Raw genomic sequence first — 12,231 nt, 5'->3', positions numbered from 1 at the left:
CAGTTGACGTAAAGTCATCGACCCACCAGGGTTAAAGGGCATGAAATGTTAATGAGAATCGATCTATGTGATTTAATGTGAAGAAACCTTTGTTAAAGTTGACAAAAGGTTATAGAAAGGAGTAAAAAACCACATCATTTTGCTGTCTATGTCTCATTTCTGACAGTCGGTGTAAGGTTATTTGTTCCTCCCCATGAATCGATGTGATGTCCATCTGCCAGCAAGAGCAGAGCTGTAGATATCACTTTTGATGAGTAAGCAATGAGTATGTCAACATCCACAGAAGTCGTCGCTCATCACTGGGCATTCGCAATCTTTCTTATTGTTGCCATTGGCCTGTGCTGCCTGATGTTAATCGGCGGCTGGTTCCTGGGCGGTCGCGCCCGCGCAAGGCACAAAAACACCCCATTTGAATCGGGTATCGATTCGGTAGGTACTGCTCGCTTACGCCTGTCCGCCAAGTTCTATCTGGTGGCCATGTTCTTCGTCATTTTCGACGTTGAAGCGCTCTACCTGTTCGCATGGTCAACGTCAATCCGCGAAAGTGGATGGACTGGCTTTGTCGAAGCCGCAATTTTCATTTTAGTGCTACTGGCCGGTCTGGTGTACCTGGTGCGCATCGGCGCGCTGGACTGGACACCTGTGCGTTCACGCCGTGAACTGGTTAATCCGGAAAACAGTAACTCTAATCGTCAGCAGTAACAGCGAGGCAATAAGATGGATTATACGCTCACCCGCATAGATCCTAACGGTGAGAATGACCGTTACCCCCTGCAAAAACAGGAGATCGTAACCGACCCCCTGGAGCAAGAAGTCAACAAAAGCGTGTACATGGGCAAGCTCGAACATGCCATGCACGATATGGTCAACTGGGGTCGTAAGAACTCCATCTGGCCATACAACTTTGGTCTTTCTTGCTGCTACGTTGAAATGGTGACGTCATTCACTGCGGTGCATGACGTTGCGCGTTTTGGTGCCGAGGTACTGCGTGCTTCCCCTCGTCAGGCTGACCTGATGGTGGTGGCCGGAACCTGCTTCACCAAAATGGCGCCAGTCATTCAGCGTCTTTATGACCAGATGCTCGAGCCGAAGTGGGTTATCTCCATGGGTGCCTGTGCAAACTCGGGTGGTATGTACGACATTTATTCCGTTGTGCAAGGCGTCGATAAGTTTATCCCGGTGGATGTTTACATCCCTGGCTGCCCGCCGCGTCCGGAAGCTTACATGCAGGCGCTGATGCTGCTGCAGGAGTCGATCGGTAAAGAACGCCGTCCGCTTTCCTGGGTCGTGGGCGACCAGGGCGTGTACCGCGCCAATATGCAGTCTGAGCGCGAGCGTAAACGCGGAGAACGTATTGCAGTCACCAATCTGCGTACGCCTGACGAAATTTAATTTGCGCCTGTGGGCCTGGGGCAAACCTTCGCATATCACTATACAAATAGCGCGAAGCCAGGCTTAACAGTCACCACGGACCATTTGCAATGGTGAACAATATGACCGACTTAACCGCGCAAGATGCCGCATGGCAAACCCGGGATCATCTCGATGACCCGGTCATTGGCGAACTGCGCAACCGTTTTGGGCCGGATGCCTTTACTGTTCAGGCCACCCGCACCGGGGTACCCGTTGTTTGGGTGAAGCGTGAACAATTGCTGGAAGCAGTTGATTTCTTAAAGAAATTACCTAAACCTTACGTCATGCTGTTTGACTTACACGGCATGGATGAGCGTCTTCGCACCCACCGTCACGGTTTACCCGCGGCGGATTTTTCCGTTTTCTACCACCTGATCTCAATAGACCGCAACCGGGATATCATGCTCAAGGTGGCATTGTCTGAAAACGACATGCATCTGCCGACGCTCACCAAACTTTTCCCTAACGCCAACTGGTATGAGCGTGAAACCTGGGAAATGTTCGGCATGACCTTCGATGGCCACCCGCACCTGACGCGCATCATGATGCCGCAGACCTGGACCGGCCACCCGCTGCGTAAAGACTATCCGGCGCGCGCCACCGAATTCGATCCGTTTGAGCTGACCAAAGCCAAGCAGGATCTGGAGATGGAAGCGCTGACTTTCAAGCCGGAAGACTGGGGCATGAAGCGCGGTACCGACAACGAGGATTTCATGTTCCTCAACCTCGGTCCAAACCACCCGTCTGCGCACGGTGCGTTCCGTATTATTCTTCAGCTCGACGGCGAAGAGATTGTTGACTGTGTGCCTGATGTCGGTTACCACCACCGTGGTGCTGAGAAGATGGGCGAGCGTCAGTCCTGGCACAGCTACATTCCTTACACCGACCGTATCGAGTACCTCGGCGGCTGCGTGAACGAAATGCCTTATGTGCTGGCCGTTGAGAAACTGGCGGGTATCACCGTACCGGATCGCGTTAACGTTATCCGCGTGATGCTGTCAGAGCTGTTCCGTATCAACAGTCACCTGCTCTACATCTCCACGTTCATTCAGGACGTCGGGGCGATGACGCCGGTGTTCTTCGCGTTTACCGACCGTCAGAAAATCTACGATCTGGTTGAAGCAATTACGGGTTTCCGTATGCACCCGGCCTGGTTCCGTATCGGCGGCGTGGCACACGATCTGCCGCGCGGATGGGATCGTCTGCTGCGCGAATTCCTCGACTGGATGCCGAAGCGTCTGGCCTCTTACGAGAAAGCCGCGCTGCGTAACACCATCCTGATTGGCCGTTCCAAAGGCGTGGCCGCTTACGGCGCAAAAGAAGCGCTGGAGTGGGGCACCACCGGTGCTGGCCTGCGTGCGACGGGTATTGATTTCGACGTGCGTAAAGCCCGTCCATACTCTGGCTACGAAAACTTCGACTTCGAAGTCCCGGTTGGCGGCGGTGTATCCGACTGCTACACCCGCGTGATGCTGAAAGTAGAAGAGCTGCGCCAGAGTCTGCGCATCCTTGAGCAGTGCCTCAACAACATGCCGGAAGGCCCGTTCAAAGCGGATCACCCGCTGACAACGCCGCCACCGAAAGAGCGCACGCTGCAACATATCGAAACCCTGATCACTCACTTCCTGCAGGTTTCCTGGGGCCCGGTCATGCCGGCCAACGAATCCTTCCAGATGATTGAAGCGACCAAGGGTATTAACAGTTACTACCTGACCAGTGACGGCAGCACCATGAGCTATCGTACGCGTATCCGTACGCCGAGCTATGCGCACCTGCAGCAGATCCCGTCCGCCATTCGCGGCAGTCTGGTCTCCGACCTGATTGTGTATCTGGGTAGTATCGATTTTGTTATGTCAGATGTGGACCGCTAATTATGCACGAGAATCAACAACCACAAACCGAGGCTTTTGAGCTGAGTGCGGCAGAACGTGCGGCAATTGAGCACGAGATGCACCACTACGAAGACCCGCGTGCGGCATCCATTGAAGCGCTGAAAATCGTCCAGAAACAGCGTGGTTGGGTACCCGATGGCGCGATCTATGCGATCGCCGACGTGCTGGGTATCCCGGCAAGCGACGTGGAAGGGGTGGCAACATTCTACAGCCAGATCTTCCGCCAGCCGGTGGGCCGTCACGTTATTCGCTATTGCGACAGCGTCGTATGCCATATCACCGGTTATCAGGGCATCCAGGCTGCACTCGAGAAGAAACTCGATATCAAGCCAGGACAGACGACCTTTGACGGTCGTTTCACGCTGCTGCCAACCTGCTGCCTGGGTAACTGCGACAAGGGGCCGAGCATGATGATTGATGAGGACACTCACAGCCATCTGACGCCGGAAGCAATTCCTGACCTGCTGGAGCGGTACAAATGAAAACAGTCATTCGCACTGCTGAAACCCATCCGCTAACCTGGCGTCTGCGCGATGACAAACAGCCGGTTTGGCTCGAAGAATACCAGAGCAAAAACGGTTACGAAGGGGCGCGTAAAGCGCTCTCAGGCATGGCGCCAGATGAGATCGTTAACGCGGTTAAAGATTCCGGCCTGAAAGGGCGCGGCGGTGCAGGCTTCTCCACCGGTCTTAAGTGGAGCCTGATGCCGAAAGACGAATCCATGAACATCCGTTACCTGCTGTGTAACGCCGATGAAATGGAGCCAGGCACCTATAAAGACCGCCTGCTGATGGAGCAGCTGCCGCACCTGCTGGTGGAAGGCATGCTGATCTCCGCGTTCGCGCTGAAAGCCTATCGTGGTTACATCTTCCTGCGCGGTGAATACATCGAAGCGGCAGAGCACCTGCGCCGCGCGATTGCAGAAGCGACCGAAGCGGGCCTGCTGGGCAAAAACATTCTCGGCACCGGTTTTGATTTTGAGCTGTTCGTGCACACGGGCGCAGGGCGTTATATCTGTGGTGAAGAGACCGCACTGATTAACTCCCTCGAAGGCCGCCGCGCAAACCCACGCTCCAAGCCGCCATTCCCGGCAAGTTCCGGCGTCTGGGGTAAACCGACCTGTGTCAACAACGTCGAAACCCTGTGTAACGTACCGGCTATTCTCGCTAACGGCGTGGAGTGGTATCAGAACATTTCGACCAGCAAAGACGCGGGCACCAAGCTGATGGGCTTCTCCGGCCGCGTCAAAAACCCTGGTCTTTGGGAGCTGCCGTTCGGTACTACCGCACGCGAAATCCTCGAAGACTATGCGGGCGGGATGCGCGATGGCCTGAAATTTAAAGCCTGGCAACCGGGTGGGGCAGGGACCGACTTCCTGACCGAAGCCCACCTCGACCTGCCAATGGAATTTGAAAGCATTGGTAAAGCAGGCAGCCGTCTGGGTACGGCGCTGGCGATGGCCGTTGACCATGAAATTGGCATGGTGTCGCTGGTGCGTAACCTGGAAGAGTTCTTCGCGCGCGAATCCTGCGGCTGGTGTACGCCATGCCGTGATGGTTTGCCATGGAGCGTGAAAATTCTGCGCGCTATCGAGCGCGGCGAAGGTCAGCCGGGCGATATCGAGACACTTGAGCAACTGTGTCGATTCCTCGGTCCGGGCAAAACCTTCTGTGCCCACGCACCAGGTGCCGTTGAGCCATTGCAGAGCGCGATTAAATATTTCCGCGACGAATTCGAAGCAGGCATCAAGCAGCAGTTCAGCAATACCCATTTGATTAATGGTATTCAGCCGAACCTGCTGAAAGCGCGCTGGTAGCGATACTGAATTTTGATTAACGCTCAGTCTCTGACTGAGCCAACTGGAAGCATGCTAATGGCTACGATTCATGTAGACGGCAAAGAATACGAGGTCAACGGGGCCGACAACCTGCTAGAAGCTTGTCTGTCTCTCGGCCTTGATATTCCGTATTTTTGCTGGCATCCGGCGCTGGGCAGCGTCGGTGCTTGCCGCCAGTGTGCGGTGAAGCAATATCAAAACGCGGAAGACACGCGTGGGCGCCTGGTGATGTCCTGTATGACACCAGCGACCGAAGGCACCTTTATTTCGATTGAAGACGAAGAAGCGAAACAGTTCCGCGAGAGCGTCGTGGAATGGTTGATGACCAACCACCCGCACGACTGTCCGGTTTGTGAAGAGGGCGGTAACTGCCATCTTCAGGATATGACCGTGATGACCGGTCATAGCTTCCGTCGCTATCGCTTTACTAAACGTACCCACCGTAATCAGGATCTGGGGCCGTTCATCTCTCACGAAATGAACCGCTGCATCGCCTGCTATCGCTGCGTGCGTTACTACAAAGATTACGCAGACGGTCAGGATCTGGGCGTGTATGGCGCACATGACAACGTCTACTTTGGTCGTCCGGAAGACGGTACGCTTGAAAGCGAATTCTCCGGTAACCTGGTAGAAATCTGCCCGACCGGCGTTTTCACCGATAAAACGCACTCCGAGCGTTACAACCGTAAGTGGGACATGCAGTTTGCGCCAAGCATCTGCCAGCAGTGTTCCCTTGGCTGTAACACCAGCCCGGGCGAACGCTATGGTGAACTGCGTCGTATCGAAAACCGTTACAACGGTACCGTAAACCACTACTTCCTCTGCGACCGTGGTCGTTTCGGCTATGGCTATGTGAACCTGAAAGACCGTCCGCGTCAGCCGGTTCAGCGTCGTGGCGATGACCTGATCACCCTCAACGCTGAACAAGCGATGCAGGGCGCGGCAGATATTCTGCGCCAGTCGAAGAAAGTGATCGGTATCGGCTCCCCGCGCGCCAGCGTCGAAAGCAACTTTGCGCTGCGTGAGCTGGTGGGTGCGGATAACTTCTACACCGGTATCGCCAACGGCGAGCAGGAACGTCTGCAGCTGGTGCTGAAAGTGCTGCGTGAAGGCGGTATTCGTACCCCGGCGCTGCGCGAAATCGAATCCTATGACGCGGTGCTGGTACTGGGCGAAGATCTGACTCAGACCGGTGCGCGCGTTGCGCTGGCTGTTCGTCAGGCGGTGAAAGGTAAAGCACGTGAAATGGCAGCAGCCCAGAAAGTGGCTGACTGGCAGATTGCGGCAATCCTGAACATCGGCCAGCGTGCCAAACATCCGCTATTTGTGACGAACGTCGACAACACCCGTCTGGACGACATCGCGGCGTGGACCTATCGCGCACCGGTGGAAGATCAGGCGCGCCTCGGTTTTGCTATTGCTCACGCGCTGGATAACAGTGCTCCGGCCGTTGAAGGCCTGGATCGTGACCTGCAAAACAAGATCGATGTGATCGTTCAGGCTCTGGCCGGTGCGAAAAAACCACTGATTATTTCCGGCACCAACGCCGGCAGCCCTGATGTGATTCAGGCTGCGGCAAACGTGGCTAAAGCGCTCAAAGGGCGTGGGGCAGACGTGGGTGTGACCATGATTGCGCGCGCAGTGAACAGCGTCGGTCTGGGACTGATTGGCGGCGGTTCTCTGGAAGCGGCGTTAAGCGAACTCGAATCGGGTGCGGCTGACGGCGTTATCGTACTTGAGAACGACTTGCATCGTCATGCTTCTGCGGCTCGCGTGGATGCCGCTCTGTCTAAAGCGCCGTTGGTGATGGTAATCGACCATCAGCGCACCGCGATTATGGACAAAGCGCACCTCGTGCTCTCTGCGGCAAGCTTCGCCGAAAGCGACGGCACGGTTATCAACAACGAAGGTCGCGCACAGCGTTTCTTCCAGGTTTATGACCCGTCTTATTACGACAGCAACACCGTGATGCTGGAAAGCTGGCGCTGGCTGCACTCGCTGCACAGCACCGTAGAAAACCGTCAGGTGGACTGGACGCAGCTCGATGATGTGATCGATGCCGTGGTCGCAAAACTGCCGCAGCTGGCTGGCATTAAAGAAGCCGCGCCGGACGCGAGCTTCCGCATTCGCGGTCAGAAACTGGCCCGTGAACCGCATCGTTACAGTGGTCGTACCGCGATGCGCGCGAATATCAGCGTGCACGAACCGCGTCAGCCGCAGGATAAAGACACGATGTTCGCCTTCTCAATGGAAGGGAACAACCAGCCGTCTGCACCGCGCTCTCAGGTTCCGTTCGCATGGGCACCAGGCTGGAACTCCCCGCAGGCATGGAACAAGTTCCAGGCGGAAGTGGGCGGCTCTCTGCGCCACGGTGACCCAGGTGTTCGTCTGATCGAAGCGAGCGAAACGGGTCTGGAGTACTTCACGACCGTTCCGGCAAGTTTCGAAGCGCAGGAAGGCAACTGGCGTATCGCGCCGTACTACCATCTGTTTGGTAGTGACGAGATGTCCCAGCGCTCTCCGGTATTCCAGACGCGCATGCCGCAGCCTTACATCAAGCTCAATCCGGCGGATGCCGCGAAGCTTGGCGTCAACGCGGGCAGCCAGGTCTCCTTTAGCTATGAAGGCCAGACCATCAGTCTGCCGCTGGTTATCGCCGAAGGTCTGACAGCAGGGCAGGTGGGTCTGCCGATGGGTCTGCCGGGCATCGCTCCGGTACTGGCGGGCGCGCGTCTTGATAATCTGCAGGAGGCACAAGCATGAGTTGGTTAACGCCGGATCTCATCGAAATTCTGTTAAGCATTCTCAAGGCGGTGGTCATTCTGCTGGTGGTTGTCACCTGCGGCGCGTTCATGAGCTTTGGTGAACGTCGTCTGCTCGGTCTGTTCCAGAACCGTTACGGACCGAACCGCGTGGGCTGGGGTGGTTCACTCCAGCTGGTCGCGGACATGATCAAGATGTTCTTTAAAGAAGACTGGATCCCGAAATTCTCGGATCGCGTCATCTTTACTCTGGCACCGATGATCGCCTTTACCTCACTGCTGCTGGCCTTTGCTATCGTTCCGGTCAGTCCGACTTGGGTGGTTGCTGACCTGAACATCGGGATCCTGTTCTTCCTGATGATGGCGGGTCTTGCGGTGTACGCGGTGCTGTTTGCGGGCTGGTCCAGTAACAATAAATACTCGCTGCTCGGTGCGATGCGTGCGTCTGCGCAGACCCTGAGCTACGAAGTGTTCCTGGGTCTTTCCCTGATGGGCGTAGTGGCGCAGGCCGGTTCATTCAACATGACCGACATCGTCAACAACCAGGCCGACATCTGGAACGTCATTCCGCAGTTCTTTGGTTTTGTCACCTTTGCTATCGCGGGCGTGGCGGTGTGTCACCGTCACCCGTTTGACCAGCCAGAAGCCGAGCAGGAACTGGCCGACGGTTATCACATTGAATATTCCGGTATGAAATTCGGTCTGTTCTTCGTGGGCGAGTACATCGGTATCGTCACCATTTCCGCGTTGATGGTAACGCTGTTCTTTGGTGGCTGGCATGGCCCGTTCTTACCGCCGTTCATCTGGTTCGCGCTGAAAACCGCGTTCTTCATGATGATGTTCATTTTGATTCGCGCCTCATTACCGCGTCCGCGTTATGACCAGGTAATGTCCTTCGGCTGGAAAGTGTGCCTGCCGCTGACGCTAGTCAACTTGTTGGTAACGGCAGCTGTCATTCTCTGGCAGCAGCCATAAGGGGCAATAGACCATGACCTTAAAAGAATTATTGGTAGGTTTCGGCACCCAGGTACGCAGTATCTGGATGATCGGCCTGCACGCGTTTGCAAAACGCGAAACCCAGATGTATCCGGAAGAGCCGGTCTATCTGCCGCCGCGCTACCGTGGCCGTATCGTGCTGACCCGCGATCCGGACGGCGAAGAGCGCTGCGTTGCCTGTAACCTGTGTGCGGTAGCCTGTCCGGTTGGCTGTATCTCTTTGCAGAAAGCAGAGACCAAAGACGGCCGCTGGTACCCTGAGTTCTTCCGCATTAACTTCTCACGCTGCATCTTCTGCGGTCTGTGTGAAGAAGCGTGCCCAACCACGGCGATTCAGCTGACTCCAGATTTCGAACTGGGTGAGTACAAGCGTCAGGACCTGGTGTACGAGAAAGAGGATCTGCTGATTTCCGGTCCGGGCAAATACCCGGAATATAACTTCTACCGGATGGCGGGTATGGCAATCGACGGCAAAGATAAGGGCGAAGCAGAGAACGAAGCTAAGCCTATCGACGTCAAGAGCCTGTTACCGTAAGGAGAGGGCAATGGAATTCGCTTTTTATATCTGTGGCCTTATCGCCATCCTGGCCACGCTGCGAGTGATTACGCACACCAATCCGGTGCATGCGTTGCTTTACTTAATCATTTCGCTTCTGGCTATTTCCGGCGTGTTCTTCGCGCTGGGCGCCCACTTTGCGGGTGCGCTGGAGATCATCGTCTACGCCGGGGCCATTATGGTTCTGTTCGTGTTCGTCGTCATGATGCTGAACCTGGGTGGCTCTGAAATTGAACAAGAGCGTCAGTGGTTGAAACCGCAGGTATGGATTGGCCCGGCGATTCTGTCGGCGATCATGCTGGCAGTGATCGTTTACGCGATTCTCGGCGTGAACGATCAGGGTATCGACGGTACGCCGATCAGCGCGAAAGCGGTTGGTATCACGCTCTTCGGTCCGTACGTACTGGCCGTTGAACTGGCGTCGATGCTGCTGCTGGCGGGTCTGGTTGTTGCCTTCCACGTTGGCCGCGAAGATCGTGCGGGCGAAGTGCTGAGCAACCGTGCGAATGACAGCGCGAAAAGAAAAACGGAGGAGCGCGCATGATCCCCTTAACACATGGACTGATCCTCGCCGCGATTTTGTTCGTTCTGGGCTTAACCGGTCTGGTTATCCGCCGCAATCTGCTGTTTATGCTGATCGGTCTGGAAATCATGATCAACGCTTCCGCGCTGGCCTTTGTGGTCGCCGGTAGCTACTGGGGCCAGACCGATGGTCAGGTGATGTATATTCTCGCCATCAGCCTTGCGGCTGCCGAAGCGAGTATTGGCCTGGCGCTGTTGCTGCAGCTCCATCGTCGCCGCCAGAACCTGAACATCGATTCAGTAAGTGAGTTGCGTGGATGAACATGCTTGCCTTAACCATTATTTTCCCGTTGATCGGCTTTATGCTGCTGGCTTTCTCCCGCGGTCGCTGGTCGGAAAATCTGTCTGCCACCGTGGGCATCGGCTCTATCGGCCTGGCTGCGCTGGTCACCGCTTACGCGGGTATCGACTTCTTTAACAACGGCAAGCAGGCGTTCAGCCTGCCGCTGTGGACCTGGATGTCGGTCGGCGATTTCAACATCGGTTTCAGCCTGGTACTGGATGGTCTCTCCCTGACCATGCTCTCCGTGGTCACCGGCGTTGGTTTCCTGATCCACATGTTCGCCTCCTGGTATATGCGCGGTGAAGAGGGTTACTCCCGCTTCTTCGCCTACACCAACCTGTTTATCGCCAGCATGGTTGTTCTGGTGCTGGGTGATAACCTGCTGCTGATGTATCTCGGCTGGGAAGGCGTGGGTCTCTGTTCTTACCTGCTGATCGGTTTCTACTACACCGATCCGAAGAATGGCGCAGCGGCCATGAAAGCGTTCGTCGTGACCCGTGTGGGTGACGTGTTCCTCGCTTTCGCGCTGTTCATTCTTTACAACGAACTGGGCACGCTGAACTTCCGCGAAATGGTGGAACTGGCGCCAGCGCACTTCGAAGCAGGCAACAACATGCTGACGTGGGCAACGCTGATGCTGCTGGGTGGTGCCGTGGGTAAATCCGCGCAGCTGCCGTTGCAGACCTGGCTTGCGGACGCGATGGCAGGCCCAACGCCTGTCTCCGCGCTGATCCACGCCGCGACCATGGTGACCGCTGGTGTCTACCTGATTGCACGTACGCATGGCCTGTTCCTGATGACGCCGGAAATTCTGCACCTTGTCGGTATCGTCGGTGCGGTAACTCTGGTGCTGGCGGGCTTTGCCGCGCTGGTTCAGACAGACATCAAACGCGTTCTCGCTTACTCCACCATGAGCCAGATTGGTTACATGTTCCTGGCGCTGGGCGTGCAGGCATGGGACGCAGCGATCTTCCACCTGATGACGCACGCGTTCTTTAAAGCGCTGCTGTTCCTCTCGTCCGGCTCCGTCATTCTGGCGTGCCATCACGAGCAGAACATCTTCAAGATGGGCGGTCTGCGCAAATCGATTCCGCTGGTGTATGTCTGCTTCCTGGTGGGCGGCGCGGCGCTGTCGGCACTGCCGATCATCACTGCGGGCTTCTTCAGTAAGGACGAAATCCTTGCGGGCGCCATGGCAAATGGTCATATCAATCTGATGGTGGCAGGTCTGGTCGGTGCGTTCATGACCTCCCTGTATACCTTCCGTATGATTTTCATCGTCTTCCACGGTAAAGAACAAATTCACGCTCACGCAGGGAAGGGGATTACTCACCACCTGCCGCTGCTGGTTCTGCTGGTGCTCTCTACCTTCGTTGGCGCGATGATTGTGCCACCGCTGCAGGGCGTACTGCCGGATACCACCGAGCTTGAGCACGGTCGCGTTCTGACGCTTGAAATCACCTCCGGTGTGGTCGCTATCGCAGGCATCCTGATTGCTGCATGGCTGTGGCTTGGCAAACGTACTCTGGTGACGGCTGTTGCTAACAGTGCGCCAGGCCGTCTGCTGGGCACCTGGTGGTATAACGCGTGGGGCTTCGACTGGCTGTACGACATGATCTTCGTTAAGCCGTTCCTGGGCGTTGCATGGTTGCTGAAACGCGATCCGATGAACTCCATGATGAACATCCCGGCAGTGCTGTCCCGCTTTGCAGGTAAAGGCCTGCTGTTGAGCGAGAACGGCTATCTGCGCTGGTATGTGGCATCCATGAGCATTGGTGCGGTCGTCGTGCTGGCGCTGCTGATGGTGTTGCGTTGATCTGAGATTGGGTTTGCCCGGTGGTACAAGCCGGGCCTACAAGAGCGTAGGTCGGATAGGCGTGAGTGCCACCCGACATAACAAACCCAGTCCG

The 12,231-nt window shown here is 56.1% G+C and carries 11 protein-coding genes; all 11 read left to right on the top strand.

Features of this window, described 5'->3' with window-relative positions:
- The first annotated feature begins 261 nt into the window (after window positions 1-261).
- The 11 genes from nuoA to nuoL all read left to right on the top strand — a co-directional run bounded on the left by nuoA (window position 262) and on the right by nuoL (window position 12,137).
- Window positions 262-702, top strand: a complete 441-nt coding sequence (gene nuoA, locus ACB496_RS14865; RefSeq protein WP_102104904.1) for an NADH-quinone oxidoreductase subunit NuoA — start codon at window positions 262-264, stop codon at window positions 700-702.
- 15 nt (window positions 703-717) lie between these two features.
- Window positions 718-1,392: an NADH-quinone oxidoreductase subunit NuoB gene (nuoB, locus tag ACB496_RS14860; RefSeq protein ID WP_003861482.1), complete on the top strand. Its 675-nt coding sequence runs from the start codon at window positions 718-720 to the stop codon at window positions 1,390-1,392.
- Window positions 1,393-1,481: 89 nt separating this feature from the next.
- On the top strand, window positions 1,482-3,284 hold the full coding sequence (gene nuoC, locus ACB496_RS14855; protein WP_100779451.1) for an NADH-quinone oxidoreductase subunit C/D: 1,803 nt from the start codon (window positions 1,482-1,484) through the stop codon (window positions 3,282-3,284).
- 2 nt (window positions 3,285-3,286) lie between these two features.
- Window positions 3,287-3,787, top strand: coding sequence for an NADH-quinone oxidoreductase subunit NuoE (gene nuoE / locus ACB496_RS14850; protein ID WP_095282749.1), 501 nt, complete (start codon window positions 3,287-3,289; stop codon window positions 3,785-3,787).
- The gene (gene nuoF / locus ACB496_RS14845) at window positions 3,784-5,121 is read left to right on the top strand and encodes an NADH-quinone oxidoreductase subunit NuoF (RefSeq protein WP_100779452.1); all 1,338 of its coding nucleotides are present in this window, start codon (window positions 3,784-3,786) and stop codon (window positions 5,119-5,121) included. Before nuoE ends, nuoF begins: the two co-directional genes overlap by 4 nt.
- A gap of 57 nt (window positions 5,122-5,178) precedes the next feature.
- Window positions 5,179-7,905 (top strand): NADH-quinone oxidoreductase subunit NuoG, encoded by a 2,727-nt coding sequence (gene nuoG, locus ACB496_RS14840; protein ID WP_123427200.1) that lies wholly within the window; start codon window positions 5,179-5,181, stop codon window positions 7,903-7,905.
- On the top strand, window positions 7,902-8,879 hold the full coding sequence (gene nuoH, locus ACB496_RS14835; protein WP_095282746.1) for an NADH-quinone oxidoreductase subunit NuoH: 978 nt from the start codon (window positions 7,902-7,904) through the stop codon (window positions 8,877-8,879). The genes nuoG and nuoH overlap by 4 nt, the downstream gene beginning before the upstream one ends.
- Before the next feature lie 13 nt (window positions 8,880-8,892).
- The gene (gene nuoI, locus ACB496_RS14830; protein ID WP_000172742.1) at window positions 8,893-9,435 is read left to right on the top strand and encodes an NADH-quinone oxidoreductase subunit NuoI; all 543 of its coding nucleotides are present in this window, start codon (window positions 8,893-8,895) and stop codon (window positions 9,433-9,435) included.
- A 10-nt stretch (window positions 9,436-9,445) separates the two neighbouring features.
- Window positions 9,446-10,000, top strand: a complete 555-nt coding sequence (nuoJ, locus tag ACB496_RS14825; protein ID WP_100779454.1) for an NADH-quinone oxidoreductase subunit J — start codon at window positions 9,446-9,448, stop codon at window positions 9,998-10,000.
- The gene (gene nuoK / locus ACB496_RS14820) at window positions 9,997-10,299 is read left to right on the top strand and encodes an NADH-quinone oxidoreductase subunit NuoK (RefSeq protein WP_003861496.1); all 303 of its coding nucleotides are present in this window, start codon (window positions 9,997-9,999) and stop codon (window positions 10,297-10,299) included. The genes nuoJ and nuoK overlap by 4 nt, the downstream gene beginning before the upstream one ends.
- Window positions 10,296-12,137: an NADH-quinone oxidoreductase subunit L gene (gene nuoL / locus ACB496_RS14815; protein ID WP_371972942.1), complete on the top strand. Its 1,842-nt coding sequence runs from the start codon at window positions 10,296-10,298 to the stop codon at window positions 12,135-12,137. The genes nuoK and nuoL overlap by 4 nt, the downstream gene beginning before the upstream one ends.
- Window positions 12,138-12,231 lie beyond the last annotated feature (94 nt).

It is taken from the genome of Lelliottia nimipressuralis, from assembly GCF_041464075.1.
GTDB classification, from domain to species: domain Bacteria; phylum Pseudomonadota; class Gammaproteobacteria; order Enterobacterales; family Enterobacteriaceae; genus Enterobacter; species Enterobacter nimipressuralis.
The sequence above is the reverse complement of the archived record's forward strand: the minus strand, read 5'-3'. Positions and strand labels throughout refer to the sequence as shown.

Coding starts and splice junctions, on each gene's coding strand:
- nuoA (WP_102104904.1), top strand. CDS start 262: ATGAGTATGTCAACATCCACAGAAGTCGTCGCTCATCACTGGGCATTC.
- nuoB (WP_003861482.1), top strand. CDS start 718: ATGGATTATACGCTCACCCGCATAGATCCTAACGGTGAGAATGACCGT.
- nuoC (WP_100779451.1), top strand. CDS start 1,482: ATGGTGAACAATATGACCGACTTAACCGCGCAAGATGCCGCATGGCAA.
- nuoE (WP_095282749.1), top strand. CDS start 3,287: ATGCACGAGAATCAACAACCACAAACCGAGGCTTTTGAGCTGAGTGCG.
- nuoF (WP_100779452.1), top strand. CDS start 3,784: ATGAAAACAGTCATTCGCACTGCTGAAACCCATCCGCTAACCTGGCGT.
- nuoG (WP_123427200.1), top strand. CDS start 5,179: ATGGCTACGATTCATGTAGACGGCAAAGAATACGAGGTCAACGGGGCC.
- nuoH (WP_095282746.1), top strand. CDS start 7,902: ATGAGTTGGTTAACGCCGGATCTCATCGAAATTCTGTTAAGCATTCTC.
- nuoI (WP_000172742.1), top strand. CDS start 8,893: ATGACCTTAAAAGAATTATTGGTAGGTTTCGGCACCCAGGTACGCAGT.
- nuoJ (WP_100779454.1), top strand. CDS start 9,446: ATGGAATTCGCTTTTTATATCTGTGGCCTTATCGCCATCCTGGCCACG.
- nuoK (WP_003861496.1), top strand. CDS start 9,997: ATGATCCCCTTAACACATGGACTGATCCTCGCCGCGATTTTGTTCGTT.
- nuoL (WP_371972942.1), top strand. CDS start 10,296: ATGAACATGCTTGCCTTAACCATTATTTTCCCGTTGATCGGCTTTATG.